General features: G+C 61.7%; 24 protein-coding genes. 11 read left to right on the forward strand and 13 right to left on the reverse strand.

All coding sequences use genetic code 11. The features are described 5' to 3' along the window. The first annotated feature begins 59 nt into the window (after window positions 1–59). Together GKZ68_RS15120 and moaC are read left to right on the forward strand one after the other, a co-directional pair. Entirely contained in the window at window positions 60–4,532 is a 4,473-nt protein-coding gene (locus GKZ68_RS15120; protein ID WP_173116220.1) for a T9SS type A sorting domain-containing protein, read from the forward strand. 119 nt (window positions 4,533–4,651) lie between these two features. Then, window positions 4,652–5,146, forward strand: a complete 495-nt coding sequence (gene moaC, locus GKZ68_RS15125) for a cyclic pyranopterin monophosphate synthase MoaC (RefSeq protein ID WP_173116222.1) — start codon at window positions 4,652–4,654, stop codon at window positions 5,144–5,146. A gap of 69 nt (window positions 5,147–5,215) precedes the next feature. Here moaC and GKZ68_RS15130 read toward each other — a convergent pair whose 3' ends face one another. The 7 genes from GKZ68_RS15130 to GKZ68_RS15160 all read right to left on the reverse strand — a co-directional run bounded on the left by GKZ68_RS15130 (window position 5,216) and on the right by GKZ68_RS15160 (window position 12,066). After that, window positions 5,216–5,632 carry a molybdenum cofactor biosynthesis protein MoaE gene (locus GKZ68_RS15130; RefSeq protein ID WP_173116224.1) on the reverse strand — a complete coding sequence of 139 codons (417 nt, stop codon included), beginning with the start codon at window positions 5,630–5,632 and terminating at the stop codon, window positions 5,216–5,218. Window positions 5,633–5,660: 28 nt separating this feature from the next. Next, window positions 5,661–5,903, reverse strand: coding sequence for a MoaD/ThiS family protein (locus GKZ68_RS15135; protein ID WP_173116226.1), 243 nt, complete (start codon window positions 5,901–5,903; stop codon window positions 5,661–5,663). Window positions 5,904–5,996: 93 nt separating this feature from the next. Then, on the reverse strand, window positions 5,997–6,992 hold the full coding sequence (moaA, locus tag GKZ68_RS15140) for a GTP 3',8-cyclase MoaA (RefSeq protein WP_173118467.1): 996 nt from the start codon (window positions 6,990–6,992) through the stop codon (window positions 5,997–5,999). A 201-nt stretch (window positions 6,993–7,193) separates the two neighbouring features. Beyond that, window positions 7,194–8,294 (reverse strand): HesA/MoeB/ThiF family protein, encoded by a 1,101-nt coding sequence (gene moeB, locus GKZ68_RS15145; RefSeq protein ID WP_173116228.1) that lies wholly within the window; start codon window positions 8,292–8,294, stop codon window positions 7,194–7,196. A gap of 72 nt (window positions 8,295–8,366) precedes the next feature. Beyond that, complete coding sequence (locus tag GKZ68_RS15150; RefSeq protein ID WP_217275264.1) at window positions 8,367–11,060, reverse strand: TonB-dependent receptor; 2,694 nt, start codon at window positions 11,058–11,060, stop codon at window positions 8,367–8,369. 35 nt (window positions 11,061–11,095) lie between these two features. Further along, window positions 11,096–11,596 carry a molybdopterin-dependent oxidoreductase gene (locus GKZ68_RS15155; protein ID WP_173116230.1) on the reverse strand — a complete coding sequence of 167 codons (501 nt, stop codon included), beginning with the start codon at window positions 11,594–11,596 and terminating at the stop codon, window positions 11,096–11,098. 110 nt (window positions 11,597–11,706) lie between these two features. Next, a complete protein-coding gene (locus GKZ68_RS15160) occupies window positions 11,707–12,066 on the reverse strand; it encodes a winged helix-turn-helix domain-containing protein (RefSeq protein ID WP_173116232.1) in 360 nt (119 codons plus the stop codon). 119 nt (window positions 12,067–12,185) lie between these two features. Here GKZ68_RS15160 and GKZ68_RS21740 point away from each other — a divergent pair, with 119 nt between their 5' ends. Next, a complete protein-coding gene (locus GKZ68_RS21740) occupies window positions 12,186–12,347 on the forward strand; it encodes an FAD-dependent oxidoreductase (protein ID WP_217275265.1) in 162 nt (53 codons plus the stop codon). After that, complete coding sequence (locus GKZ68_RS15165; protein WP_217275266.1) at window positions 12,332–13,138, forward strand: NAD(P)/FAD-dependent oxidoreductase; 807 nt, start codon at window positions 12,332–12,334, stop codon at window positions 13,136–13,138. The genes GKZ68_RS21740 and GKZ68_RS15165 overlap by 16 nt, the downstream gene beginning before the upstream one ends. 7 nt (window positions 13,139–13,145) lie before the next feature. Here GKZ68_RS15165 and GKZ68_RS15170 read toward each other — a convergent pair whose 3' ends face one another. Further along, on the reverse strand, window positions 13,146–13,532 hold the full coding sequence (locus GKZ68_RS15170; protein WP_173116234.1) for a hypothetical protein: 387 nt from the start codon (window positions 13,530–13,532) through the stop codon (window positions 13,146–13,148). 118 nt (window positions 13,533–13,650) lie between these two features. On the opposite strand from GKZ68_RS15170, the gene GKZ68_RS15175 reads away from it, so the two are divergent. Continuing rightward, on the forward strand, window positions 13,651–14,952 hold the full coding sequence (locus GKZ68_RS15175; protein WP_173116236.1) for an MFS transporter: 1,302 nt from the start codon (window positions 13,651–13,653) through the stop codon (window positions 14,950–14,952). Window positions 14,953–15,029: 77 nt separating this feature from the next. On the opposite strand, the gene GKZ68_RS15180 is transcribed toward GKZ68_RS15175, so the two are convergent. The 5 genes from GKZ68_RS15180 to glmM form a co-directional block, all read right to left on the reverse strand. Next, window positions 15,030–16,262, reverse strand: a complete 1,233-nt coding sequence (locus tag GKZ68_RS15180) for a PepSY domain-containing protein (RefSeq protein ID WP_173116238.1) — start codon at window positions 16,260–16,262, stop codon at window positions 15,030–15,032. Between the two features lie 75 nt (window positions 16,263–16,337). Beyond that, on the reverse strand, window positions 16,338–17,375 hold the full coding sequence (locus GKZ68_RS15185) for a helix-hairpin-helix domain-containing protein (RefSeq protein ID WP_173116240.1): 1,038 nt from the start codon (window positions 17,373–17,375) through the stop codon (window positions 16,338–16,340). Between the two features lie 100 nt (window positions 17,376–17,475). After that, window positions 17,476–18,624 (reverse strand): cysteine desulfurase family protein, encoded by a 1,149-nt coding sequence (locus tag GKZ68_RS15190; RefSeq protein WP_173116242.1) that lies wholly within the window; start codon window positions 18,622–18,624, stop codon window positions 17,476–17,478. After that, window positions 18,549–20,186 (reverse strand): IS1182 family transposase, encoded by a 1,638-nt coding sequence (locus GKZ68_RS15195; protein WP_173116244.1) that lies wholly within the window; start codon window positions 20,184–20,186, stop codon window positions 18,549–18,551. Before GKZ68_RS15195 ends, GKZ68_RS15190 begins: the two co-directional genes overlap by 76 nt. Window positions 20,187–20,364: 178 nt before the next feature. Next, a complete protein-coding gene (glmM, locus tag GKZ68_RS15200) occupies window positions 20,365–21,759 on the reverse strand; it encodes a phosphoglucosamine mutase (protein WP_173116246.1) in 1,395 nt (464 codons plus the stop codon). 181 nt (window positions 21,760–21,940) lie between these two features. Here glmM and mazG point away from each other — a divergent pair, with 181 nt between their 5' ends. The 6 genes from mazG to GKZ68_RS22185 all read left to right on the forward strand — a co-directional run bounded on the left by mazG (window position 21,941) and on the right by GKZ68_RS22185 (window position 26,234). Next, on the forward strand, window positions 21,941–22,768 hold the full coding sequence (mazG, locus tag GKZ68_RS15205; RefSeq protein WP_173116248.1) for a nucleoside triphosphate pyrophosphohydrolase: 828 nt from the start codon (window positions 21,941–21,943) through the stop codon (window positions 22,766–22,768). 365 nt (window positions 22,769–23,133) lie between these two features. Further along, window positions 23,134–24,018: a MotA/TolQ/ExbB proton channel family protein gene (locus GKZ68_RS15210; protein WP_173116250.1), complete on the forward strand. Its 885-nt coding sequence runs from the start codon at window positions 23,134–23,136 to the stop codon at window positions 24,016–24,018. Window positions 24,019–24,211: 193 nt separating this feature from the next. Next, window positions 24,212–24,841, forward strand: coding sequence for a biopolymer transporter ExbD (locus tag GKZ68_RS15215; protein ID WP_173116252.1), 630 nt, complete (start codon window positions 24,212–24,214; stop codon window positions 24,839–24,841). 12 nt (window positions 24,842–24,853) lie between these two features. Next, window positions 24,854–25,411 (forward strand): biopolymer transporter ExbD, encoded by a 558-nt coding sequence (locus tag GKZ68_RS15220; protein WP_173116254.1) that lies wholly within the window; start codon window positions 24,854–24,856, stop codon window positions 25,409–25,411. Further along, window positions 25,408–25,731 carry a hypothetical protein gene (locus GKZ68_RS22180; RefSeq protein WP_254244022.1) on the forward strand — a complete coding sequence of 108 codons (324 nt, stop codon included), beginning with the start codon at window positions 25,408–25,410 and terminating at the stop codon, window positions 25,729–25,731. The genes GKZ68_RS15220 and GKZ68_RS22180 overlap by 4 nt, the downstream gene beginning before the upstream one ends. 35 nt (window positions 25,732–25,766) lie before the next feature. Beyond that, window positions 25,767–26,234, forward strand: a complete 468-nt coding sequence (locus GKZ68_RS22185; protein WP_254244023.1) for an energy transducer TonB — start codon at window positions 25,767–25,769, stop codon at window positions 26,232–26,234. The last annotated feature ends 167 nt before the right edge of the window (window positions 26,235–26,401 follow it).

Here is a 26,401-nt window from a genome sequence, read left to right on the forward strand (position 1 = left end):
CAAACGTGACCCGACAGGTAACGCTCCCAACCGGCGCAACTAACATTATTGTGAACGGGATGGCCTATACACCTACTACGGCCAACACTATCGACTTCGGCACCGCCGCCGCATTGGCTAACGGCGCCAGCAATGCCTTCACGTTTAGCTTCACCCCGGCCACCACGGCTACGGGTAGTGTAGCTATTACGAGCAACGTGACAACGACAACCCAGCAGGGGAGCAATGTCGCTCCGGACGCCTCGACCATTACCGCCGCAGTGGCCCCGACGGCCGACGTATTCACGACCGTGACGGCTACTACCACTTCGGTAGCGGCCGGGACGCTGGCATCGGCCGGCACGCCGCCCAAGTTCACGGTGGTTTTCAACAACAACGGTCCCGCTACGGCAGCCGGCGTGGTAGCTGCCGTGCAGCTGCCCAAGGGCCTGACCAACGTAACGGCTACCAACGGCGGCGTGTACAACAGCGCAACGGGCGTCGTAACGTACTCGGGGCTGACTTCTATCGCCAGCGGCACCCCAACCACTTCCGTTATCACGTTCGATGCCCCGGCCACCGGCCCGGTAGTGGCCGCAGCCACCGTTTCGACGACGACCAGCGAGGCCGGTCAAACGGCTAATAATACGGCCAACGCGGCCATGACCATTACGCCGGCCTTCGACCTGGCTACCACGCTCACGGGTCCGACCTCGGCCGTAGCCGGCGACCCGGTAACCCTGGCGGTAACCACGACCAACAACGGCCCCAGTGCCGTAGCCAACGCCGTGCAAACCCTGCAGCTGGTAAGCGGCCTGACTAATGTGTACGTGAGCAATGGCGGTGTTTATAACCCTTCGACTTCTACCCAGACCTTGGTAGCGAACGGAGTTAGCTACACGGTACCAGCCGGCGGCGTTGTTTTCCCCACCCTGCCCAACGTACCCAGCGGCCAGACGGTGGCCAACACCGTGAGCTTTGCTATGCCCAGCGCGCCGTTTGCGCCGACGGCTCTGGTAACGCCCAACACTGCCTCCAGCGCCACTACGGCCGGCGATACCAACCTCGCTAACAATGCGGTTGGCATCAACGGCAGCACGAGCGCTAGCCCGGCTTCGATAAGCGTAAGCACCACCGCTGCCGGCACGGCCAATGCCTACACCAAAATCAGCTCATCGGTGGCGAGCACTACGGTGGGCAGCAACGTTACGCTGACCGTTATCACGGGCAACAATGGTCCTAGCCAGGCTACTGGCGTTACGCAAACCGTGCAGATTCTGCCCGGCCTGCAAGGCAGCATCAGCGTAGGGGGTAGCACCACCAGCACCACTGCTGGAAACGTGGTGACCTTCACGAACGGCACGGCCAGCGGGGCTACTTACAACACGCAGACCGGCATTGTAACCTTCCCCACGCTGGCCAATGGCACGAACGGCAGCACGAGCGGCACGAGCGTGAGCAACACGATTTCGTTTGCGGCGCCGGCCTCTACGGGCAGCAACGGCCAGCTGCTGGCTACTGCTACGGTAAGCACTTCTAATACCGACCCCGTACCGGCCGACAACGTAGCGGCGGTAGCCGTTACGCTGCTGCAATCGACCGACCTGGCCACGACTATTTCGGGCCCGGCCTCGGCTACGGCCGGCCAGCCGGTTCAGTATACCGTGACCTTCCTCAACAACGGCCCGATGGCCGCCACCGGCGTGACGGAAACGGCGCAGCTGCCCGCCGGCCTGGCCAGCGTGACCATTACCGATGGCGCAGGCACTGCCGTGAGCGGCGCTACCTATACTGCTGCTACCGGCCTGGTTACCTTCCCCACCCAGGCCAATGACCCCAACGGGGCCACGCAGGTATTCAAGCTGTCTTTCGCTGCCCCGGCACTGAGCTTCAGCCCCAGCAGCAGCGTTGGCTCGAGCAGCTCCGACGCCGTACCGGCCAATAACAACGCCAGCGTAGCCACTACGGTAGCGGCCTCGGCCGACCTAGCTACCACGGTAAGCGGCCCGGCTACCGCCGTGGTGGGCAATGCGGTTACCTACTCGGTGAACACCACTAATAACGGCCCCTCAATAGCGGCCAATACGGTCACGACCTTACAACTGGCCACTGGCTTTACGCCGGCCACGTTGCAGGTAGGCGGGCAGACGGGTACGCTGAGCGGCAACGTTATTACCTACGGCAGCGGCGCTACTTACAACACGAGCACCGGCCTGGTTACCTTCCCGGCCGTTGCCAACCTAGCCAACGGCCAGACGGTGAGCAACTACGTAACGTATGTGATGCCCAACGCAACCGGTGGCCAAACCACCGGGGTTGCCTCCGCCAGCTCGGCAGCAGCCGACCCGATTGCCAGCAACAATACCAGCAGCGTAGCAACCAGCATTGCCCCGACAACCACGACTTCGGCTGATGTTACGGCCGCGGTATCGGCCTCGGCCAGCTCTGTCAATGCCGGCACAGCGGTAACGTTTACGGCTACTTACGGCAACATTGGTACCGACCCGGCCGTGAATGTGCGGCCTACGCTGCAGCTGGTGCCTGGCCTGACTACTACCAGCATTCAGGTAGCGGGGCAGACGGGCACGCTGAGCGGCAACGTTATAACGTTTGGCAACGGTGCTACCTACAACACGACCAGCGGCCTGTTGACCTTCCCCACTATCGCCAGCCAGGCTAGCGGCAGCACCGGCAATGTCAGCTATCAGGTGCAGGTAACGGCCCCGACGAACGGGCCGCTGCTGGCTACCGCTGCCACGACTACCGACACCAGTGAGCCGGCTACGGCGGCTGCCCAGGCCAACAATGTGAACAGCGCCAGCGTCGGGATTACACCCGTATTCGACGAGGTGACCAGCATCAGCGGGCCAGCCTCGGCCCTGCCCGGCACCAGCCAGACGTATACCGTAACGACGACCAACAACGGCCCCTCGCTCACGGCTAATACTACTACGCAAACGGTAACGCTGCCCAGTGGCCTCACGCCCACCAACATCACAAACGGTGGGGTATACTCGAGCACCAGCAACACCATTACCTGGACGGTGCCCGCCGGCCAAGCGCCTGGCAGCAACGGCGCCGTGGCCAACAGCTTCACGGTGACCCAACCCGCTGGCAGCCTTACGCTCACGGCCAACGTTACGGTAACCGGCGAAAGCAACACGGCCAACAACAGTGCGACGATTACTACTACGGCTACCAACCAGCCCCCGCTGGCTTACGCCGTGGTGAACACGCTGCAAAGCCCCATGGGCAACACCGCTGCCAACAACAGCGCCACGCCCAATGGCTTGCTCATTTCGCCGCTCGCGGCTTCCGACCCTCAAAACGCCCTCAGTGCCACAACGCCCTTTACCATCGTGAGCATCCCCCCTACCTCCCAGGGCGTTCTGTACTACAGCACCAACGGTACCAGCACGGGCACTTACGCTGCCGTGGCAGCCAATCAGACGCTAACCGCCGCCCAGGCTACTACCCTTCGCTTCCTGCCCAGTACGTCGTTCGTAGGCAACGCCTCCTTCACGTACCTGGCCACCAATGCGGCGGGTGCTCAGTCGCCGGTTGTGGAGTATACCATTCCGGTGGCCGCCGACCAGCCAACCTCCTACGTGAAGTATAACGACACGAAAGGCGGCACTAACACTAATAAGTATGTAACCAATGACATCCTGGCGCAAGTAACTGACCCTAACACGGCCGTTTATACCGCAGGGGGCTTGATTTACAATGCCACGACTGGTGTTTTGCAAAGTGGAGCGGCTAATGGCTTGCCCACCACCGGCACCAACGCGGTGCTGGCCTCGGGTACCCTGCCAGCTGGTGTAAGCCTTAATCCAACTACCGGCACCATCTACGTAAGCAACGCTAGCCTACTGGCTAATAACCCTACGGCGCAGACCTACACCGTATCGGTTACAACCACTGACAGCAATGGCGGTACCAACACCACGCCTGTTTCCTTTGTCATCGGGGCTTACCCGCTGCCGGTGGAATTGACGGCCTTCACGGCTTCGGCCGTGCAAAACCGCGACACCAAGCTGAGCTGGACCACCGCTTCGGAACTCAACAGCGCCTATTTTGACGTGGAGCGTAGCCTCGACGGCTTGGCCTTCACCAAAATTGGCCAGGTAGCAGCGCAAGGCACTGTAACGGTTGCGACGAACTACACCTTCACCGACCTGAACGCGGCACGCCTGGCCCAGGGCCCGGTGTACTACCGCCTCAAGCAGGTAGACTTCGACGCCAAGGCTAGCTACTCGCCTGTGCGCTCGGTTAGCTTCACCAAAGCCGGCACGGTGGCCCTGAGCCTCTACCCCAACCCGGCCCAGAGCGCCACAACCCTCGACCTGAGCCAGCTGCCGACCACCGGCACCTACCAGGTGCAGCTACTCGATGCCACCGGCCGCCTGGTGCGCTCGGCTAGCCTCGGCGGTGGCCTGGCCCAGTCGCTGGACCTGCATGAGCTGGCTACCGGCACCTACCACGTACTCGTGACGGGTACCCTGGCCGACGGCTCGACCCTACGCCAGACCCTGCGCCTTACCAAGGAATAAGCCCTTGAGACTAGCTAAAAAACCTCCCTGCCGCTGGCAGGGAGGTTTTTTTATACCCGACCCAGACTGGCCCCAGTCCCGTACGCGTATCCGTTCTTTGCACTTTCTATTTTCTGTTTATGTCCGAATCAACTTCTCCTAGCCTCACCCACGTCGGTCCCGGCGGCCTGCCCGCCATGGTCAACGTCGGCGGCAAGGCCGTGACGGCCCGGCTAGCCCGCGCCCGCGCCCGGGTCGTGCTCGGGGCCGAAATTCTGAAGCTAGTGCAGGCCGGCGACCTGCCCACCCGCAAGGGCCCGGTATTTCAAACGGCCATTATTGCCGGCGTGATGGCAGCTAAAAAGACGGCCGACCTCATCCCCCTCTGCCACCCGCTGGGCCTCGACGATTGCCAGCTCACCATCGAAGTAGTGCAGCCCGATGCTATTATTATTGAGTGCACGGCCCGCGTCACGGGCAAAACCGGCATCGAGATGGAAGCTCTCACCGGCGCCTCGGTGGCGGCCCTCACGGTGTACGATATGTGCAAAGCCATGTCGCACAACATCGTAATTGAGCAAGTGCGGCTGGTGGAGAAAACGGGCGGCAAGTCGGACTTTCACCACGAAGGCTAGCCCAGCATTTCGGGTTAATATCATTTTAAACACAAACGCCGCGCACTCTGAGAGTGCGCGGCGTTTGTGCTAGGGATGGGCGGCTACCCACACGGTACCGTCTTCATACTCCTCCTTCTTCCAGATGGGCACCACTTCCTTCAGCGTGTCGATAATGTATTGGCAGGCGGCGAAGGAGTCGGCGCGGTGCGGCGTAGACACGGCCACTACTACGGCCACGTCGCCGATTTCGAGGGTGCCGTGGCGGTGCACCACGGCTACCTGGCGCAGCATGGGCCACTTTTCCTGGGCCATTTCGGCCACGCGGCGCAGCTGGTGCACGGCCATGGGCGGATAGGCCTCGTAGTGCAGGCGCACCACACGGCGGCCGTCGCTGCGGCTGCGCACGGTGCCGATGAAAGCATTTACGGCGCCGGCCTCGTCCGATTCGGCAGCTTGCAGCACGGCAGCCACGTCGATAGCGTGGTCAACTAAGTCGATAAGCATTGGTCAGTTTCTAAAGCTCGAACAACGGCTAGCCCCCGCTCACGGGCGGAATCAGCGCGATTTCATCGCGCTCGTGCAAGGGCACATCTTCGGCAGCGTATTCATTGTTGACGGCCACGGCCAGGCTGCGCAGGCCGGCCAGTGCGGGGTATTGGGTGCGTAGGTCGGCCAGCAGGCCGGCAGCCGACTGCCCAGCTGGTGCAGCCACTTGCAGCGACGACTGCCCCACGATTTCGCGGGCAATGCCAAAAAGGGCAACGGTAAGGTTCATCTTGTCAATTATCAGTTATCAATTGTCAGTTGTTAGTTATCAGCTAAGTCATCACCTGATAAGTGGTAATTGATAACTGATACTTGACGAAGGCTAGCCGCCAATCGTGGCCATGCTCTCAAAATTGAGTTGGTGCACCGGGCGCTGGCTTTCGGCCTCGAAGCCGTTGGCGGCGCGGTGGTAAAAGGCGCTGGCCAGCGCTTCGGCAATGGCCGTATCGGTGGCGCCGCCGCGCAGCAGGGCCCGCACATCGAGCACGCCCTGGTCGTAGAGGCAGGTTTTGATGCCGCCTTCGGCCGTGAGGCGCAGGCGGTTGCAAGTGCCGCAGAAGGTGCGCGAGTAGGCCGCGATGATGCCCACCCGGCCCTGGTGGCCGGCAATAGTATACTCGCTGGCCGTGGCGCCGGTGGCGGTATAGGCCGGCACAAGGTCGCCTAAGTGCGCCTCCAGGTGCTGCCGGATGCGGCGGTGGTTCCAGGGCAGCGACTCGGGCGTGGCCACGTGGCTACCGCCGTTGAAGGGCATTTCCTCGATGAAGCGCACTTCGACGGGCAGGCCGCGGCTGAGCTCGGCCAGGGGCACCAGGTCCTGGATGTTGCGGCCATCCATTACCACGGCATTGATTTTCACTTGGATACCAGCGTCGAGCAGCGCGTAGAACGTGCGCATGACCTGCGGCAGCTCGTCGCGGCGGGTTATCTCACAAAACCGCTGGCGGTCCAGCGTATCAAGGCTGAGGTTGACGGCTTTCACACCCATGCGGGCCAGGGCCGGTACGTGGGGCGCGGTGAGCACGCCGTTGGTCGTGAGGCTGAGGTCGTCGATGCCGGGCAGGGCGGCCAGGCGCTCCATGAAGGGCACCAGGTCGCGCCGCACGAAGGGCTCGCCGCCGGTGAGACGCACCTTGCGCACCCCCAGGCCAGCCAGAATACCGACCAGGCGTAGCATTTCCTCGCAGCTAAGCAGCTCGTGCTTAGGCATGTACTTAATACCTTCCTCGGGCATGCAGTAGAAGCAGCGCAGGTTGCAGCGGTCGGTAATGGCCAGGCGCACGTATTCGAGCGGCCGGCCGTGGGCGTCGTATAGCACGGAGGAGGAGGGAAAAGACATCTAGCCAAATATACTGCGGGGGCTAGCTGGCCCGAAAGCGGCCGGCCGCACCAGCCCTGCCTACGCGGCCACGGCCGGGCAGGTTGATGCGCCCTTGGCTAGTAGAAGTCTTTTCCGGGAGGAATTGTTGCACTTGCGGCCACTAAGCTAATGCTCAGCTCCACCACGCGGCGAAGGAGGCTAGCCGGGGTAGTCTTCGAGGCCGCCGCGCAGGGTCAGCACATTATCGTAGCCCAGCTCGCGGCGCAGCAGGTCCACGGCTTTGGCGCTGCGCACGCCGCTCTGGCAGTACACCACCACCGGGCGGGTACGGGGCACCTCGGCGGCGCGGGCGGCTAGCTCGGGCAGGGGCAGCAGCACGGCGCCCGGCAGGTGGCGGCGCTGGTATTCGAGCGGGCCGCGCACATCGAGCAGCAGCGGCGGCGCGGCCGAGGCCAGCCGCTGGCGCAGGTCGTCGGCCGAGAGGCTGATAGCCTGGACTTCGGGGGCGCAGCTCACGTCGAAGTAGTCGGCGGGGCTAGCGGTGTCGAGGTTAATTTGACTCTGCGCCGCGTCGCGCTTGAAGCGCAGCGTGCGGCTCTGGAAAGTGAGCGTGTCGAGCAGCCAGAGGCGGCCGCTGAGCACGTCGCCCAGGCCCAGCACCACCTTCAGGGCCTCGGTGGCCTGCACCGTGCCAATGAGGCCGGGCAGCACATTGAGCACGCCGGTGGTGTTGCAGTCGGGTGCCTCGGCGGCGCTCGGCGGCTCGGGGAACAGGCAGCGGTAAGTAGGCCCGCCCGCATAATTAAACACCGAAACCTGGCCCTCAAACTTGTAGATGGCGCCCGACACCAGCGGCCGGCCCAGGCTCACGCAGGCATCGTTGAGCAGGTAGCGCGTGGGGAAGTTATCGGAGCCATCGACCACTACGTCGTAGCCGGCCACCAGCTCGCGCACGTTTTCAGGACTTACGCGAATGGGGTGCAGGTTGTAGGTATTCAGCTCGTTGAGTCGTTTTAGGGCGCGGGCGGCGGCTTCCACCTTAGGTTGGCCCACATCGGCGGGGCCGTAGAGAATCTGGCGGGGCAGGTTGGTCAGCTCCACCTTGTCGGCGTCGGCGAGGCCTAGCGTGCCCACGCCGGCAGCGGCCAGGTATTGCAAAATGGGGCAGCCCAGGCCGCCCGCGCCTACCACCAGCACGCGGGCCGCGCGCAGGCGCTGCTGGCCGGCTTCGCCGACTTCGGCCAGCTGCAGGTGGCGGCGGTAGCGCTGGCGCTCGGCGGCGGAGAATGGGTGTGACATGGCGTTTCTTTTTTGCAAAAGAAGATTAGCGCCGGAAAGTTGCAGCCCCCCTGGCCCCGCGGGGGTGGGGCCTCACAGCCCGTAGCTCACCGTGAGGTAGTACAGCCCACCCACGCTGGGCCCGCCGAGATAAGTCACGTAGTAGCTGTTCAACACATTGCTGGCCCCCAGCTTGAACCGCACCTGGGCCGCGGGCACGTAGTAGCTCAGCTGCGCATCGAGCGAGCTGAAGGCGGGCACACTGCCGTTCACGAGGAAGGTTTGGGAATAGTAGCTGACTTGGTGGCGAAAATTAAGGCCGAAGCCGAAGTTGCGGTAGGCGTTTTCGTTGGCCAGGCTCAGGTTGTATAGCCACTGCGGGGTGTTGAAGCCGTCTTCGAGGCCATCGCCGTTTTCGGTGCGGTCGAGGCGGGTGTAGGTGGCGTTGGCGCCGGCCAGGTAGCCCCTGGCCATGTTGTAGCGCAGGCCGGCCGAGCCGCCGTAGTTGTACACCTGGCTCTGCGAGTTGGTCCAGAGGCGGTAGCGGGCCTGGCCGGTGGTGGTGCTACCCGCGGGTATAGTCGTAGTATTCAGCGCCGTAGCTATCGCATTGAGGTCAGTGCCGGTGTTCAGCGCCACGCCGCTGGTGGTCTGCGGCACGTAGGCTTCGACTTGGGCAATGAAGTCGCGGTACGAATTATAGTAGAAATCGACATCGACCAGCAGCCGGCCGCCCGGGCCCAGCGCCGCCTTGTAGCCAGCTTCAAGCGAGCGGATATACTCGGGCTTGATGTAGGTGTAGGGGTTTTTGACGAGCAAGCCCTGATTGGCCGCCACGGCCTGGGCGCGGGTCTGGGCCGGCGTGCCGTTGATGCCGGCCGTCACGGCGGCGTTGAAGCGGTCGATGCTGCTGCGCAGGTAGCTGTTCTCAAACACGCCGTCGCTCATCACTCGCAGGCCGCCGATGCGCTTTACCTGGCCGCTGTTCACGTTGGAAAAGCCTTCAAACAAGCTCGGAAAGCGGTAGCCGCTCTGGTAGCTGAGGCGGAAATTCTGGCGCTGCGTGGGCGAGTAGACGGCCGTGAAGCGCGGGTTGAATTTCACGTTGAAACAGTCGTTCTTATCGACCCGCAGCGTGGCCGTGAGGCGCAGCTTTTCTTCAAACAGCCGCCCGCCCGCCTGCACAAAGCCGCCGGTTTTGGAGTACGTGAGGTTGTCGTTGAGCGGGTCTTTGCCGGGGTTGGGGTTGATGAAGTAGTTGCCATCGGGCACCACGAGGTAGGTGCGGTGGTCGGCCCCGGCCAGTAGGTCGAGGCTAGCCGGCAGGGCGGTGCCGCCGCGCCGCAGGGCCTCGGCCAGGTTTACCTGGGCTTCGGCGTGGGCCAGGTTGGCGCGCACGCGCAGGGCGGCGCCCACGTCCCAGTTGTTGATGTCCTGGAGCTGGCTCAGGCGCTGGTTGAAGGCATCGGTGCCGGACTGGAGGCGGCCGGCATCGGCAGCCGCGCGGGCGGCGCGGTGGGCCTCGGCCACGCCCAAGCCACTCTTGGTAGCATTGTTCCAGGCCGTGGTATAATCGCCGTACCACTGGGTGTCGGGCTTGTAGCTGCGGTCGATGTTTTCGCCCATCGAGCGCAGGTTGTAGCTCTTGCCGGTGTTTTCTTCGGTAAAATAGGCGCGGGCCTGCACCACTGGCGAGGTGAAGGTGAGCGCGTGCTGCTGCAAGAGGTAGTCTTGCAGCCGGAAGCGGTTCGCGCGCTGGTACACGTTGTCGAAGCTAGCCACGCGGTAGGTGTAGGCCAGCTCGGTGCCGGGCCGGAAGCGGTAGTGCAGCGCACCGTCGGCCTTGAGCGTTCGCACGTTGTAGTCCACCAGGTCGCGCTCGTCGTAGCCGGTGCGGGCCACCTGGTAGCTTTTGCCCCCCAGCGTAATATTCTTGCGGTCCGACGACTCGTTGCCGTAGCGGCTCACTTGGTCCTGGGCCGGGTTGTCGGCCCCAAACAGGCCGGTGGTGGCGTTGCCGGTGGGGTTGATGTCGGTCTGGTCGTTGGCAATCCAGTCGTAGGCCCGCAGGTATCTGGCGTTCACCTTGAAGGCTAGCCGGTCAGTCACCAGCACCTTCGCGTAGCGCACGCTGGTTTCGGAATAGCTTTTCACCGGCGAGCCATTCTCGCCAAACGTCTTGGCATTGGGGTCGTTCACGTGGTTGACGCCCGTTTGCTGGCGCACGCTCAGCCCCTCCGAGTTGAAAGGATTCTTCGTCTGAAAGTTGGCTAGCCCATTAATAGCATTCAACCCATAAAGCGCGGCGGCGGTGCCGGGCACCAGCTCCACGCGCTGAATATCGAGGTCGCTCGGTCCCAGCACGTTGCCGATGGGCCCGCCGATGTGCGGCGCCTGGTTGTCCACGCCATCCACGAGCTGGGCAAAGCGCACGTTGGTGGTATTGGTGAAGCCGCGCGCGTTAATCACCTTAAACCCAATGCTGGGCGTAATCACCTGCACGCCCTTCAGATTATCGATGGCGTCGAAAAACGAGGGCGCGGGCGACAACCGAATGGCGCGGGCGTTGAGCTTCTCCACCGTCACCGGCGACTGCAAAAAGCTCTCCTCCACCCGCGAGGCCGTCACAACCACCTCTTTGAGGTCGGTGCGCAGCGTGTCGGCGGGCGGCGGGCGGCGGGCTAGCCCCGGCTGCGGCTTGGTAGCCTGGGCGGCGGCAGCCTGGGCCAGCGCCAGCACCGAGGCGCACGCCACCGAGCCGCGCAGCATGCGTAGCTTATTGCTCATGCTTACTTCTTGCTTACTTCTTGCTTAAGAACTGTTTATTGCACTTTCACCACGCGCAGACCGGTGAGCTGGCGCACCCAGCGGGCGGGCTTTTTTTCGAGCGGCACGATGAGCTGGTAGGGGCCGTCGTGGGCGGGCAGGGGCTGGCCGTCGCGCAGGTCGGCCAGTAGGATAGTCTGGGGCGAGAAATCGGCGTCGATTTCGGGCAGCGCAAACACAGCCTGGTAGCCGTCGGCGGCGCTGGCCAGCACCACCTCGGCCAGCACCGCGCCGTGAATGCCCTTGCCCTCGGGCACGCCGGCCAGGTGCAGCACGTCGCGCAGAGCCACGCCGCGGTACGCGTGCATTTTGCCGTCTTTGTCGGTAGTGGTTTGCTCGCGGTGAGGCAAGGCGGCGATTTCGGCGGCGCTGAGCGTGCGTGGGGTAGCGACCAGGCCTTCGATACGTAGCTGCGCGGCGGCGGTCGGCGTGGCGCTCTGCGCATAAATCACTGGCCCAGTGAGACTAGCACCCGTCAGCACCAGAGCGGCGGCCACAAGTTTTTGGCAGCCGGCAGGAAAAAGTAGCATGTGGGGGAATAGGAAAGCTCGTTATATTTCAACGAATATAACGGAGGGCGCAGCCGATTGTTTATCTTTTTTCGGAATTACTGGTACAGTCGAGCTGTCTCGTCGGCCAGGAACTGCGCGAAGCGCGTTTGCATAGCCCGGAACTCGGCCACGGCCTGCGCGCCGGCTTCGGTGAGGGTGGCGCCGCCGCCGTGGGCGCCGCCGGCGTGGGCCCCCACCAGGGGCTGCCGCGCCTGCGCATTCATGGAACTCACTAAATCCCAGGCTTTTTTGTAAGACATCCCCATTTCCTTGGCCGCCTTCGAGATGGAGCCGGTGGCCTCGATGCGCTCCAGCAGCTCCAGCCGGCCGATGCCCAGAAAGCGGTCGGCCGGGCCTTCTATCCAGAGGCGGCCGTTGGCGCGGAAGGCTTGATTTTCGGCAAAAAGCTTGTGCATAAGAAGCAAGCAGTAAAAAGCAGCAGGAGCGCAAAAATAGCCCACCGGCAGCCGGCCGCCGCAAACCTGCGGCGGCCCGGCACGGTATAGTAGGCGGCCGCCGGCTTCACGGCTAGCCTTTGGCAAACGATATTTTTATGGAGTACGATGTGCTGGTAGTAGGCGCTGGCAGCGCCGGCTTGAGCGCCGCCCTTACTTTGGCGCGCTGCCGCCGCCGCGTACTGGTGGCCGATGGCGGAGCCCCGCGCAATGCGCCCTCGGGGGCGTGCACGGCTTTTTGACTCACGATGGCATCCGACCGGCCGAGCTGCTGCGCCTGGGCCGCGCGCAACTCGCCCCCTACCCTACTGCGGAAGTACGCGAACTGAAAATCGACCGCATTGTTCGCCAAGGGCCGGGCTTTGAGGCCACCGGCACCACCAGCCAGGGCCACGCCTGGACCGGCACCGCCCGCCGGGTGCTGCTGGCCACCGGGGTAGACGATATGCTACCGCCGCTGCCGGGTTTTCGCGAGCTGTGGGGCACGGGCGTGCTGCACTGCCCCTACTGCCACGGCTATGAGGTGCGCGACCAGCCGCTGGCTATTTATGGGCAGGGGAAAACCGTGCTGGGCCTGGCGCTGCTGCTCACCAACTGGAGCCGCGACCTGGTGGTGGTCACCGATGGCCCCGGCCACCTCACCGACCACGGCCGGCAGCGGCTGCATCGGCACGGCATTGGCGTGCGCGAAGAGCCAGTGGCGCGGCTGGTGGGCGAGCCCAACGGCACCCTGCGCTGCGTCGAATTTGCCGATGGCACCTACCTGGAGCGCACCGCCCTGTTTATGCACGCCCCACAGGAGCAGCGCAGCCCCCTGGCTGCCGAGCTAGGGGCGCGCCTAACCAGCAAAGGAGCCATTTGGGTAGATAAAAATGCCCAGACCTCCGTGCCCGGCCTGTACGCGGCCGGCGACATGGTGCCCGGCCAGCAGCAGGCTATGCTAGCCGCCGCCGAGGGCAACAAAGCCGGTATCTGTCTCAACGAGGCGCTTACCCGCGAAGACGTGCATAAGCCCGGGGCGGGCAAAAAATAAGGTGGCCTCAGCCCCCGGCCAGCCAGGCGTGCGCGGCGGCTTCGTCGATGAAAGTGGCAATCTGGCAATCGGTATCGGCGGCCGAAACCACGGCCATTACCGGCTGCCCGGCGCGCAGCGGCGACACCAGGAAGGCTAGCCGGACGGCCTCGTGGTAGCGCCCGCGCAAAGCCGGTGCGAAGGTTTGGCCAAACCAGGTGTTGACGGTGGGCTCGGTGAGGTCTTCGCGGCGGCGCAGGTCGAGCAGCCAGCGGGCACAGGCGGCCGCATCGGCCGCAGCTAGCAACGACTCGTAGCCGGCTTGCAGCTCGGCGGGCGTCACCTCGCGGTGCCAGCGCGCGATAAGCGCCGGCAGGTCAGGGCGATGCAGCAGGTCGAGGCCGTGGTTAGTCATAAAAGCCGGGCCGCCGGCAACTGCCGGCCTGCCTGCAAGTTAAGCCACTTCCGGTCACAAACGGCCATACTTTTGCCCCGTTGGGCAGTTAGTATTTCTTTTGCCCCTTTCGTCATCTATGAGCCCCAGTGCCCCAGCCGCTACCCCGCACGACCCCTACGCCGCCCTACGTATCCCCGATTTTCGCCGCTACATTACGGCTCGCGCCTTGTTTTCAATAGCTACCCAAATTCAAGGCGTAGTAGTGAGCTGGCAGATTTTTAAGCTTACCGGCGACCCGCTGGCCCTGGGCCTCATTGGGCTGGCCGAGGCCATTCCGAGCATCACGGTGTCGCTCTACGCCGGGCACGTGGCCGACTCGGTGCGGCGCAAGCGCATTGTGGTGCCAGCCGTGGTGGTGCTGTTTCTGTGCGCCGTTACGCTCTGGTGGCTGGCGCACCCGCTGCAAGCAGCCCTGCTAGAAAAAGGTCGCCTGCACCTGAATTTTGCCCACGCCACCATCGTGTGGCCGCTGTACTTGGTTATTTTCGTGAGCGGCATTGCCCGGGGCTTTATGGGGCCGGCGCTGTTTGCTTTTATGCCGCAGCTGCTGCCCGACCGCAGCGTTCTGGCCAATGCCGTGACCTGGAGCTCGACCACCTGGCAGGGCTCGGCGGTGATAGGGCCGGCCATTGGGGGCTTGCTGCTGCACCTCAGTGTCGAGTTTGCCTACGGGGTCGATATGGTGATGGAGGGGCTAGCGCTGCTCTTTTTCATTAGTATTGCCAGCCGCGAGCTACCGCCCATCGAGGGCGAAAAGCTGAGCATGGGCGAGAGCATTCTGAGCGGCATCAAGTTCATTTTCAGCAATCAGCTGGTGCTGGCGGCGCTTTCGCTCGATATGTTTGCCGTACTCTTTGGCGGGGCGGTGGCGCTGCTGCCCTTCTTTGCCGAAAATATTTTGCACGGCGGCCCCGATGCCTTTGGCTACCTGCGCGCCGCACCGGCCGTGGGCTCGGTGCTGATGGCGGTATTTCTCACCTTTTCGCCCCTCAAAAAAGGCGCGGGCCGCAAAATGCTGTGGGCCGTGGCGGGTTTTGGCGCGGCTACCGTGGCCTTCGCGCTGTCCACCAATTTTTACTTGTCGTTGTTCCTGCTTTTCCTCACGGGCGTATTCGATTCGGTGTCGGTTATCGTGCGCCAGACGTTGGTGCATACCTACACGCCCGAGTACATGAAGGGTCGCGTATCGGCGGTGAACAGCATTTTCATCGGCTCCAGCAACGAAATTGGGGCCTTTGAGAGCGGGGCAGCGGCCAAGCTCCTCGGCACCGTGCCGAGCGTAGTTTTCGGCGGCCTGATGACTATGCTCGTGGTGGCCATCACGAGTTGGCGGGCCGACCAGCTACGCAAGCTCGAAATGGGAGCCGGGAAGAAATAGCGCCTTTTATGGCAACGCATAAAGCCCCGCACCGGCTGCAGGTGCAGGGCTTTTGCTGCTTGTTAGTTTTGGCACCTCTAGCCCGCTATTGGCTGCGCCACCGTGCGGCGGCGGGCCTTACCCGACTTTTTGCGGGTCCGGTTCAGCCACAGCAGCACGCCCGTAACCGGGAAAGTGAGGCTGCACAAGGTCACGACCAGGACCAGCGCCTTGGTCCAGATGCCCCCGATTTCGCCGGTGTGCAAGGGCTTGGCGAGGCGGCGCAGCTGCGCGCCGGCCGTTTGGCGGGTGTACAGATGCTGGCCCAGCGCCACGCCCGTGCGGCGGTCTGCAAACAACGTATCGAGGCCCGCCGAGCGTAGCGGCAGGGTGCTGGGGGCACTCACGGTAATGGCGGCGGCGGAATCTTTGGGCGCGCCCACCCGCCAATATTCAGCGGTGCGGTACGTGGCCTGGCCGGTGCGCAGGGCCGCATCGTAGGCCACCTGGCGGCGGCTGCTGGGCCGGGCCGAAACCGGAGCTAGCAAACCCGCCGTGGGCCGCGAATTGGTAAGTGTGAATAAAGTCTCGGTAGCCCAGCGGTACGACATAATGACGCCCGTGAATGCTAATCCAAACAGAAACAGCGAGCAATAAAAGCCTAGCACCACGTGCAAGTCGTGGGTCAGGCGCTTGCCGCTAGCTCCCCACTTGATGCGCAGGCGGCCCCGCAGTATAGCGCGCGTTTTGGGCCACCACAGTACCAGGCCCGTGCCGGTGATAAAGAGAATAAAAATGGCCGACAACCCGGTCAGGGCCTTGCCCACCTCCCCGGCCAGCAGGCGCCGGTGCAGGTCTTCGGCAAATTTGAAAACGGGCAGCTGCTTTTCGGTTTGTAGCCCCAGCACCTGGCCGGTGTAAGGGTTGAGATAGGCCGTGCTGCCGCGCTCGGGCCGGCCCCTATCGGTGCCCCGCTTGCTTTGCGCCGGGTCACGGCCCAGTTCACCCCTAGCGCCGCCTTTGTGCCGGGGGCCATCGGGGCGGGCGTTGCCATCGCGATACATCAGCTCCACGGTACGCGCCGGGTCGGCGTATACTTTGAAGCCCAACACGCTGCTTTTTGGATTAGCCTGCTCAAACTGGCTAGCCAGCTGAGCCAGCGCCAACCGAGACTGCCCCACCGGCACGGCCACCGCGTAGCGCTCGGGGTGTAGCGCATGGGTTATTTCTTCCTCAAAAACCAGCACCGTCCCGGTGAGGCACTGCACAAAAAACACCAGGCCGGCCACCAGAGCTAGGTAAAGGTGAAGACGGCGAAAAAATATTTTCATCAAGCGGCTGCATTTAAATCAGGCCGCAATTTAGAACGATTTTAAATACGCAGCAGCTCTTTTATCGACGGACGCCTAGTCGCAGCGCACGTAGGGGCGAAGTTTGACGAAGTTTTCCTCTTTCAGCAATTTGAGTTGGCGCAGGTCGTCGGGCGTGGCGAAGGGGCCGTGCTGCTTCCGATAAGCTACGATAAGACGGGCCAACGGCTTGCCTACGTAAGGGTGCGGCCACAGCTCATCGAAGCTGGCCGAGTTCACGTGCACTGGCCGGGGGGCAAAGCCGGGCGCCACAAAAGTGTATTTGCGCAGGCTATCGACGAGGTCAGGCGCATCTTGCAGCACATATACTTCGGCTAACTGATTTTCAACCAGGTAGCCCCCCAGCTCGTCGCGGCGCCTGACTATCCACTTGGCCCGGCCCCGCCCGATTCCCCTTATCTGCATCAGCTGGGTGGTATCGGCCAGGTTGAGGTCGAAGGGCTGCAAGTGAGCCGGCTTGCGCGCAAAGCGGCCCGGCAAGCGAGCCCCGTTATCGCCAAAAGACGGCCGGCTGGCGGCGTAGTCGGGTCGCTCACGTCCAGGCAGCGCCTCGGGTAATTGCATAAAGGGCGCCAGCCGCTGATACACCGAGTCGGGCAGGCCGTAGATGCGCTGCACCTGGCTTTTGGCCCGAAAGCCCCCCGCCTTCTGGCCGTAGTTGACGATGCGGCCGGCCACAAAGTGCGGCACGCCGCGCGCCTCCCACCCCTCGGCGGTGAGGGCATTAGAGTCAAAAGGGGCTAGCCGCACCTGCGGCACGGCGGGGTAGCGGCTAGCCCCGCGGGCTGGGTAGCGCGCGGCATAGGCCCGGTCGTGGGCCACGCGGTTCGAGTCGAGGCGGGCGGTGAGGTCCTGGCCCCAGGCGTCGAGTTGGCGCTGGTCGGCGGCGGGCAGGTAGGCGGGGTCGGTGGGGCGCAGCAACAGCGGCGCTACGGCTATGGCCAATGCTACAAGCAGCAAGAGCACAAAGCCTCGCGTTTCGGCCCGCGAGAAACCAAAATACCGCCGCACCCAGCGCCAGACCGACCAGCGATTACCGGGTGGGCGAGCAGGCGGCGGCGAAGTAACGGGCATAAATAGGCAGCCAGATTACAACACGTATATCTGGCCGACTACAAGTATAGGGCAAGTAACTGATTCTAACGCAGCCTAGCTCCCCGGTTTGGCTTAAGAGCTAGGCCCGCGCGGCCACCGGCTCGTAGAGCTTGATGAGCTGGGCAGCGGCATAGTCTACCTCGGCTTCGGTATTGAGCTTGCTCAGGGAAAGGCGCACGGTGGGCCGGTCGGCGGCGGCACCGAGGGCTTCGAGCACGTGCGAGCCCAGCTGGGCGCCGCTGGTGCAGGCCGAGCCGCCCGAGGCTGCTACCTTATTGATATCGAGGCTAAAAAGCAGCATTTCACTGATGCTGGACGGCGGCAGGCTCACGCTGAGCACGGTGTAGAGACTCTGGTCGGCCTCAGCCGAAAGACCATTGAACCGCACGCCCTCGATGCCCGCCGCGAGCTGGCCGATAAACCGGTCTTTCAATCCCTGCACGTGGCGCTGGTGGTCGGCCATGTCGCGGCAGGCAATTTCGAGCGCCTTGGCTAGCCCCACGATGCCATACACATTCTCGGTGCCCGAGCGCACGTTGCGCTCCTGCGAGCCGCCGTGGATGAGCGGCGCCACCTCCACCCCACCGCGCCGGTAGAGAAAGCCCACGCCCTTGGGCCCGTGAAACTTGTGCGCCGAGCCCACCAAAAAGTGGTTGCTGAGCTGTTGCACATCGTGGTGGTAGTGGCCCATCGTCTGCACCGTATCGGTGTGGAACACGGCGTCGTGCCGGGCGCATATCTCCCCGATAGCCTTGATATCGTTGAGGTTGCCCAGCTCATTATTGCCGTGCATCAGGCTCACAAAGGTGCGCGGGTGGCTAGCCAGCAGCTCTTCGAGGTGCCCGAGGTCGAGGCGCCCCTGGGCATCGTGGCGCAGGTAGCTCAGCGTGGTTTCGCCATTTTTAGTCAGCGCTTGCAGCGGGTGCAGCACGGCGTGGTGCTCCAGGGGCGAGGTGATGGCGTGCTGCAGCCCCAGCGAGCGCACGCTGCCGAAGATGGCGTAGTTATCGGCCTCGGTGCCGCCCGACGTGAACGTAACTTCGCTAGGAGCGGCGTTTATCAAGTGGGCCACCGTTTTGCGGGCCTGCTCGATGGCCGAACGCACCTGCCGGCCCGGCCCGTGCAGCGAGCTGGGGTTGCCGTAGTACTGCGCTAGGTAGGGCAGCATGGCATCCAGCACTTCGGGGTCGAGGGGGGTGGTGGCGGCGTTATCGAAGTAGGCGTGCATGGTACTAGCGTTTGGTAATGGAAGGTGGCTGTTGCAGAACTCCACGCTATTTGGCGCCCACTTTCGAGCGCGCCCTGAAAGCGATAGCCAGTCAACAAGCGGCGGCTAAACAAAGCCTGCATGAGCCCGTGTTGCGCTGGTCGCAGGGCTAGTGCTAGGCTCAGCATCCGAGTTGATTGCTGCTTCAGCAGCTTCTTGAGGTTGTAGGCGATAGCCGTGATTAGCATCGTTTTATGCGCCGCTGCTCGCCCCTTGGTGTTGACCCGACGCAGGCCATAATGCTGCAGTAGACTACCAAAGACGGGTTCGACGGTGCGTTGCCGGACTCGGCGCATGTGCTGGCCTTGGCGCGTGCGCTGCCGCTGCCACGCCCGGCGATACGCCGCGTCAAAGGCGGAGCGAACCACCTGTTTAAACTGGCTATGCGGCACACAGCTCGCTTTGAGCGGGCACTGTTGACAATCCTTATAAGCCGCGCGATACTGCTTGACCCACGTCTCGTTCTCAGTCGTGCGAAAGGAGCGAAACGGCAAGAGCTTATTGGCTCGGCAGCGGTAGGCATCGGCCGCCGGCTCGTAGATAAACCCCTCGACCGTGGGCTTGTAGGGACCAAACACGGGAATCCAAGGGGTGATGCCTTGCTGCTCTAGAAAGGCATAATTGAAGCCGTTGGAATAACCCGTGTCGGCGACGAAATCGCGGAGCGTTAACTCCTGGGCCCTGAGCCGGGCTTGTAGCCGCGGCACCAGGGCCGGTAAGTGCAGGCAATCGCGACTGTCAGCCAAATCAGCCTGGATGTGGCTAATGACGCCCGTGGCCGTATCCACGGCCAGGCTACAGAGGTAATTCAGGGCCCGCGCTTTGCCGGGTTTAACCGAGATGCGGGCTTCGGGGTCGGTGGGACTGTAGTGCGTCTTGTTGCTGAGTAACTGCGCCTTGGCATGGTGGGCGCCCAGTCCCCCAGGCGCGGCTTGACGTTTGGCTTGACGCGCCGCGACACGCCGCAACTGCAACGCCGTCTTGGCGGAGGGTAACTCAGTGGGGAACGCCGTTTCCTGGGTCACGTGCAGGGGGGCGACGGGCGCTTTTTCGCGTAAGCTATCGAGTGAGGCATTGGCTTTGACGGGCGCGGAATCCACCGTTTGCGTATCGCCCGCGACGAGCCCAGCGGCCACGCACTGGCCGAAAACCTGGTCAAACAGGTGCTCGAAGACGGTGACTGGATACAGCTGGCGGGTCCGACTAATAGTCGAGTGCCAGGGCAAGTCCTCGTCCACCTCGTAGCCCAGAAAATAGAGGATGTCGAGCCGCAGACTGCAGTGCTCGACCAGGCGGCGGTCACTGGCAATGTTTTCCAACCGGCCCACGAGCACCAGCTTAAAGAACACCACGGGGTCGAGCGAGGGCTGGCCGGTGTGGCTATAGAGGGCCCGGGTCTGCTGGTAGAGAAAGTCCCAGTTGAGCAGCTCGGCTAGTCGGCGGTAGAGATTCTGTTTCGGCACGCGCTCCGACAAGCGGAAGCGTAGCACGACTTTATCGACGAACTGCTTGTGGCCCTGCATACCCCTAAGATACCGCTGGCCAAGCAGCTACTTCTGCAACAGCCACGAAGAATAAAAGAACGTCATGCTGAGCTTACCGAAGCATCTCTACCGCATCGTTGGGATTGGGTCCCTAGCGGCGCGAGCGAGATGCTTCGGCAAGCTCAGCATGACGTTCAGTTGGCTCCTGGCTAAGGCTCTATTTTGCGGAGATAATCTCTTTGATATCCGCGATAATCTTCTGCGCCAGGTGGTCGGCTGTGGCGTTGGAGTCCGACTCGGCATAGATGCGGATAATGGGCTCGGTATTGGACTTGCGCAGGTGCACCCACTCCTTGTCAAACTCGATTTTTACCCCATCAATCGTATTTACGGGCTGCTTAGCGTAGCGCTTTTCCATCTGCACCAGCACTTGGTCGGTGTCGATTTCAGGCGTCAGCTCAATCTTATTCTTGGAGATGAAATAGCTCGGATACGAGTTGCGCAAGCGGCTCATGGCCAGGCCCGACTTAGCGAGGTGCGTCAAAAATAGCGCAATGCCCACCAGCGCGTCGCGGCCGTAGTGCAGCTCGGGAAAGATGATGCCACCGTTGCCCTCGCCACCAATCACGGCGTTGGTTTCCTTCATCTTAGTAACCACGTTTACCTCGCCCACGGCCGCTGCCGTGTAGGTGCCGCCGTGCTTCTCGGTCACGTCGCGCAGGGCGCGGGTGCTGCTGAGGTTGCTCACGGTGTTGCCACCGCCGTGGTAGCCCAGCACGTAGTCGGCCACGGCTACCAGGGTGTATTCTTCGCCAAACATCTCGCCGTTTTCGCTCACCAAGGCTAGCCGGTCCACGTCGGGGTCAACCACGATGCCAAGGTCGAAGCCGCCTTTTTCGAGCACCTTGGCAATGTCGCGCAGGTGCTCGGGCAGCGGTTCGGGGTTATGGGCGAAGTCGCCGGTAGGCTCGCAGTGGATTTTCTCCACCGTTTCGACCCCTAGCGCGGCCAGCAGCTGCGGCACCGCAATGCCCCCGCTGCTGTTCACGGCATCGACCACTACCCGGAAATTCTTGGCCTTGATGGCCGCCACATCAACCAGCGGCGAAGCCAGGATGGCGGCAATGTGCTCGGCCAGAAAAGCATCGTCGGTGGTGTAGTTACCCAGCTTCGTAACGGAGGCAAAATCAACGCTTTCGCTCTCGGCCAAGGCTAGCACGCGCTCACCGGCTTCGGCCGACAAAAACTCGCCGTGCTGGTCGAGTAGCTTAAGCGCATTCCACTGCTTGGGGTTGTGCGAGGCGGTGAGGATGATGCCGCCGGCCGCTTTTTTGGCGGGCACGGCCATCTCCACCGTGGGCGTGGTGCTCAGGCCCAGGTCAAGTACATCAAACCCCAGGCCTTGCAGCGTGCCAGCCACGAGGCGGCTCACCATCTCGCCCGAGAGGCGGGCATCGCGCCCAATTACTATTAGCTTGCCGGCCCCCGGCTGAGCCGCCGCCCAGGCACCGTAGGCTGCCGTATATTTCACCACGTCGAGGGGCGTCAGCCCCTGCCCGGCGGGGCCACCAATGGTGCCACGAATGCCGGAAATAGATTTTATGAGGGTCACTGTTTGTCTCTTTAGCTTTGCAAAAGTAGCTAGCCTACTCGTTTGTTTGCTTGTTAGCCCCCTAGGCTGCTCCCTCACCAGCCCTTGCCATCAGCTTTCGTAATCGGCCATTGGGCTACCCTAGCCGACGCCTTCTGGCTTTTTTAACGACGAGTGCGCCTGTTCTTCTGCCCTATTTTTTATGGAAAATCCGTTGCTTTCTCCTTCCCGACGCCCGGCGCAGCTCGAAGCCTTTGGCCGCCTGCTCGACGTGCTCGACCGCCTGCGCCAAGAGTGCCCCTGGGACAAAAAACAAACGCTCGACAGCCTGCGCCACCTCACTATTGAGGAAACCTACGAACTGAGCGACGCCATCTTGCGCCACGACCTGCCCGACCTGAAAAAGGAACTCGGCGACGTGATGCTGCACCTCGTGTTCTACGCCCGCATTGCCGCCGAGCAGGGTGCTTTCGACATTGCCGACGCCCTTAATGCACAGTGCGAGAAGCTCATCTACCGCCACCCGCATATCTACGGCGATGTGCAGGCCGACGACGAGGCCACCGTGAAGCGCAACTGGGAGCAGCTCAAGCTTAAGGAAAAAGGCAACACCGGCGGCGTGCTCGGTGGGGTGCCCACCTCGCTGCCAGCCCTGGTAAAGGCCATGCGCATTCAGGAAAAAGCGCGCGGCGCGGGCTTCGACTGGGACGACCCTAGCCAGGTGTGGCTGAAGGTGCAGGAGGAGCTAGCCGAATTTGGCGCTGAGTATGGCCACGGCCAGCCGCCCGCCGATACCGCGCAGGCCGAACGCGCCACCCAGGAGTTTGGCGACCTGCTTTTTTCGCTGGTCAACTTCGCCCGCTTTGCCGGTATCAACCCCGAGGAGGCCCTGGAGCGCACAAATCGAAAATTTATTAGTCGCTTCCAGTACCTGGAGACGGCCGCCAGGCAGGCCGGCCAATCTTTACCTGACCTGACCTTAGCCCAAATGGACGTATATTGGAATGAGGCTAAGCAGGCCGGGGCCTAGCCAAGCGCCAGCCTACGCAGCATAATCGATTGAGTAAGGCAGCGCTGCCTTCAACTGAGGCGACTCCTTTTTCATCTTTCTTCGCCTTTTGCAAATTAACCTCGCACCCGGTTCTTACGTTGGCTATTCGTATAGAATTCAGCACTAATCGGGCTGGATATTGTCTCCCTCTTTTGGGGTACTTTTCCGCAGGGCTTATCCAAAAAAAACTTTGCTAAGTCCGGATTTTACCGGCTTCGGCGTAGATTCGGCCCCGAAACACCTGTTTGGCCCGCTGTCGCCAGTGCTTATCTGGCCACAGACACTTTTGTATCGCCTTCTTTTTTACCTTCAACCAACCCCCACCTCCTACACTTACCGGACACATGGAACAGAAAAATGCAGTAAACCCGAGCGCCCGCCCCGCTGCGCCGGCCGCCCCCAAAGCCGCCCCCGCCGCTAAAAGCAGCGGTGGAGCTTCGCTGTTTGCGGTATTGGTTATCGTTCTCGGCTTCATTATCAGCTTGCTCATCTACAAGTTTGTGCTGGGTGACCCTAGCCACTTCCTGGGCAACAACCCCGAGAACAACCCCAAGCCCGGTGACTATCTCGGCATTGTATACAAGGGTGGGGTAATCGTACCGGCCCTGATGACCATGCTGCTGTGCGTTATCACCTTCTCTATCGAGCGTGCCCTCACCATCTCGAAAGCCAAAGGCAGCAAGAGCATTGAGTCGTTTGTGCGCGGCGTGCGCCAGAAACTGAACACCAACGACATCAACGGTGCCATCGCCCTCTGCGACCAGCAGAAAGGCTCGGTAGCCAACGTAGTACGCGCCGGCCTGAAGAAATATCAGGAAATGGGCCGCGAAACCACGATGGCAACCGACCAGCGCGTGCTGGCCATCCAGAAAGAAATCGAGGAAAGCACCGCCCTGGAGCTGCCGATGCTGGAAAAGAATCTGGTTATCATCTCGACCATCGCTTCTATCGCCACGCTGACCGGTCTGCTCGGCACGGTATTCGGCATGATTAAGGCCTTCTCGGCTCTTGCTCAGGCTGGTAACCCCGACGCTACGGCCCTGGCAACGGGTATCTCGGAAGCGCTTATCAACACGGCCCTCGGTATCGGTACCTCGGCCCTGGCCATCGTAGGCTACAACTTCTTCACCAGCAAGATTGACGAGCTGACTTACAGCATCGACGAGGCTGGCTTCAGCATCATTCAGACCTTCGCGGCCCAGCACGGCGCCAAAGGTCAGGAGTCGTAGTAGCTGCTGGCACGAAAAGGGGGGCGGAGGCGTTTTGCCGTCCCCGCCCCAACTTTTTTTCTGGGTACGTGTGCAATTGGCTAGCCTGCGGCATCAGTACCACTGAGCGGCTCCCGCCCCCGGCGGCCCGCTGATGGTAACACCCCTAGCCCCTGCCCATTGGCCCGTCCAGTCATTTTAACTTCTCCCGGCAATGCCTAAAGTAAAACCGCACCGCACCTCGCCGTCGCTCGACATGACGCCGATGGTGGACCTGGCGTTTCTGCTGGTAACATTTTTTATGTTGACCACGCAGTTTCGCCCCGATGAAGCTGTGGTAGTAGACCCGCCGTCTTCGACGTCGGACCTGCAGGCCCCCGATAGCGACATCCTCACGCTCACGATTGACGCCAACAAGCGCGTATTCTTCGGCTATGATAAAGCGCCTGTAAAGGAAGCTGCTCTTAAAGCCGTCGGCGCCAAATACGGCGTCAACTTCACGCCTACCCAGGTTAAGCAGTTTTCGCTGCTGCCCAACTTTGGGGTGCCGATTACGCAGCTGGGTAGCTACCTGGATAAGGATACTGAGCAGCGCAAAGCGCTGAATAAGGGCCTGCCGGGTATCCCCTACGACTCGCTTAACAACCAGATGATTGACTGGGTAATGGAAGCCCGGAAAGCCAATGCTGCGTTGTTTCACAAGCCCACTTTCCTTGTTATTAAAGGGGATGGTGACGCTGATGTGAAAACCGTGCAAACGGTGATTAAGGACTTGCAGGAAAAAGACATCAATCGTTTTAACCTGCTGACGAGCCTCGAAATGAAGCCTTCGTTTGTGAAATAACCTGTTTGAATCATGGCAGAAATCCAACAAAAAGGCGGCGACTCCGGTAAGGGAGGCAAGAAACGGGCAAAGAAAATGTCGACCAAAATCGACATGACGCCCATGGTGGACTTGGCCTTCCTGCTGCTGACCTTCTTCATGCTCACCACCACTTTTGCCAAGCCCAACGTGATGCAGCTCACGATGCCGGTGAAAGACAAGAACCCCAAGCCCGAGGAGCAGACTAAAATCAAAGCGTCGCAGGCCATGACGATTATCCTGGCCCCCGACAATAAGGTTTTTTACTACTTTGGCTTGAACGAGCCCGCTGACAAGAGCGTGCCCGTACCCGAAATCAAGGTAACTGACTTCTCGGCCAACGGCATCCGCAAAGTGCTGCTCGACCGCCAGAAGCAGCAGCCCGAGCCTATCATTCTGATTGAGCCCTACGTCTACGACGGTAAGGAGTCCAAGTACAAGAATATGGTAGACATCTTGGACGAGATGAACATCACCGACCAAAAGAAGTACGCGTTGATTGATATCTCGAAGAAAGACGTGGACCTCATTAAAAAACAGAACCTGCTATGATGGATAATGCGCAGCTGGCTAGTGCCAGCCTGAACGACATCGTATTTGAGGGTCGCAACAAAGCTTACGGAGCCTTCGAGCTACGGCGCATCTACGGGCGCAACGTCACGCGGGCCCTCATCATTGGGGCTGCTTTGCTGGCGCTGCTGGTGTTTATTCCGGCCATTGCTAAAATGCTGGAAGACCGCAAGCCCAAGGAGGTGCTCAACCTGAAGGAGAACGTACTGATGGACGCGCCGCCTCTGGACGAAACCAAGCCCCCGCCCCCGCCGCCCCCCCCGAGGCACCCCCGCCCCCGCCGCCCAAACTCACGACGGTAAAATTCACGCCGCCCGTAGTAAAGAAAGACGAGGAAGTGAAGAAAGAGGAGGTGCCTGACCAGGAAGAGCTTAAGGATAAGACGGTAGCTACCGTGACCGTAAAAGGCAACACGGATACTCCCGACCTGAGTGACCTGAGCGGCGAAGGCACCAAACCGGTAGAGGAAGTAGTAGAAACCAATAAAGTCTATACCTACGTTGAGCAAATGCCTTCGCTGCCCGGCGGCGGCGGTATGGGCGCCATCGTATCGGCCATTCAGAAAAACGTGCGCTACCCCGCCGTTGACCTGCGCAACCAAGTAGAAGGCAAGGTATTCGCTAGCTTCACGGTGGATGAGAACGGCGATATTTCGGACGTTAAAATCGTGAAAGGCATCAGCAGCACGATTGATGCTGAAACCATCCGCTCTATCAAAGCCCTGCCGAAGTTTATCCCTGGCAAGCAGAACGGCCGCTCGGTAAAAGTTTCGTTTACCGTGCCCGTAACGTACAAGATTCAGTAGCTTCTGCCTACTTACTTAAAAGCCCTGACTAATCCCCTAGTCAGGGCTTTTTTGTGCTATCTATAAAATTATTTGAGCAAAGTACAGGGTAGTTGTATGGAAAAAATTGCGGGCTAGCATCAGTAAAATACTGGTGGCCACCGGTAGAATTTCTTCTCATTTTTTCT

The sequence above is a fragment of the Hymenobacter sp. BRD128 genome, from assembly GCF_013256625.1.
In the GTDB taxonomy this organism is placed as follows: domain Bacteria; phylum Bacteroidota; class Bacteroidia; order Cytophagales; family Hymenobacteraceae; genus Hymenobacter.

What these genes read in the sequence shown, in the direction of transcription:
- GKZ68_RS15215 (WP_173116252.1), top strand. Translation starts at nt 24,212, where the DNA reads ATGCCTAAAGTAAAACCGCACCGCACCTCGCCGTCGCTCGACATGACG.
- GKZ68_RS22180 (WP_254244022.1), top strand. Translation starts at nt 25,408, where the DNA reads ATGATGGATAATGCGCAGCTGGCTAGTGCCAGCCTGAACGACATCGTA.
- GKZ68_RS15150 (WP_217275264.1), bottom strand. Translation starts at nt 11,060, where the DNA reads ATGAGCAATAAGCTACGCATGCTGCGCGGCTCGGTGGCGTGCGCCTCG.
- moaC (WP_173116222.1), top strand. Translation starts at nt 4,652, where the DNA reads ATGTCCGAATCAACTTCTCCTAGCCTCACCCACGTCGGTCCCGGCGGC.
- GKZ68_RS15185 (WP_173116240.1), bottom strand. Translation starts at nt 17,375, where the DNA reads ATGCCCGTTACTTCGCCGCCGCCTGCTCGCCCACCCGGTAATCGCTGG.
- GKZ68_RS15130 (WP_173116224.1), bottom strand. Translation starts at nt 5,632, where the DNA reads ATGCTTATCGACTTAGTTGACCACGCTATCGACGTGGCTGCCGTGCTG.
- GKZ68_RS15220 (WP_173116254.1), top strand. Translation starts at nt 24,854, where the DNA reads ATGGCAGAAATCCAACAAAAAGGCGGCGACTCCGGTAAGGGAGGCAAG.
- moeB (WP_173116228.1), bottom strand. Translation starts at nt 8,294, where the DNA reads ATGTCACACCCATTCTCCGCCGCCGAGCGCCAGCGCTACCGCCGCCAC.
- GKZ68_RS15120 (WP_173116220.1), top strand. Translation starts at nt 60, where the DNA reads ATGGCCTATACACCTACTACGGCCAACACTATCGACTTCGGCACCGCC.
- GKZ68_RS15175 (WP_173116236.1), top strand. Translation starts at nt 13,651, where the DNA reads ATGAGCCCCAGTGCCCCAGCCGCTACCCCGCACGACCCCTACGCCGCC.
- GKZ68_RS15170 (WP_173116234.1), bottom strand. Translation starts at nt 13,532, where the DNA reads ATGACTAACCACGGCCTCGACCTGCTGCATCGCCCTGACCTGCCGGCG.
- mazG (WP_173116248.1), top strand. Translation starts at nt 21,941, where the DNA reads ATGGAAAATCCGTTGCTTTCTCCTTCCCGACGCCCGGCGCAGCTCGAA.
- GKZ68_RS15180 (WP_173116238.1), bottom strand. Translation starts at nt 16,262, where the DNA reads ATGAAAATATTTTTTCGCCGTCTTCACCTTTACCTAGCTCTGGTGGCC.
- GKZ68_RS15195 (WP_173116244.1), bottom strand. Translation starts at nt 20,186, where the DNA reads ATGCAGGGCCACAAGCAGTTCGTCGATAAAGTCGTGCTACGCTTCCGC.
- GKZ68_RS15135 (WP_173116226.1), bottom strand. Translation starts at nt 5,903, where the DNA reads ATGAACCTTACCGTTGCCCTTTTTGGCATTGCCCGCGAAATCGTGGGG.
- GKZ68_RS15210 (WP_173116250.1), top strand. Translation starts at nt 23,134, where the DNA reads ATGGAACAGAAAAATGCAGTAAACCCGAGCGCCCGCCCCGCTGCGCCG.
- GKZ68_RS15190 (WP_173116242.1), bottom strand. Translation starts at nt 18,624, where the DNA reads ATGCACGCCTACTTCGATAACGCCGCCACCACCCCCCTCGACCCCGAA.
- GKZ68_RS15160 (WP_173116232.1), bottom strand. Translation starts at nt 12,066, where the DNA reads ATGCACAAGCTTTTTGCCGAAAATCAAGCCTTCCGCGCCAACGGCCGC.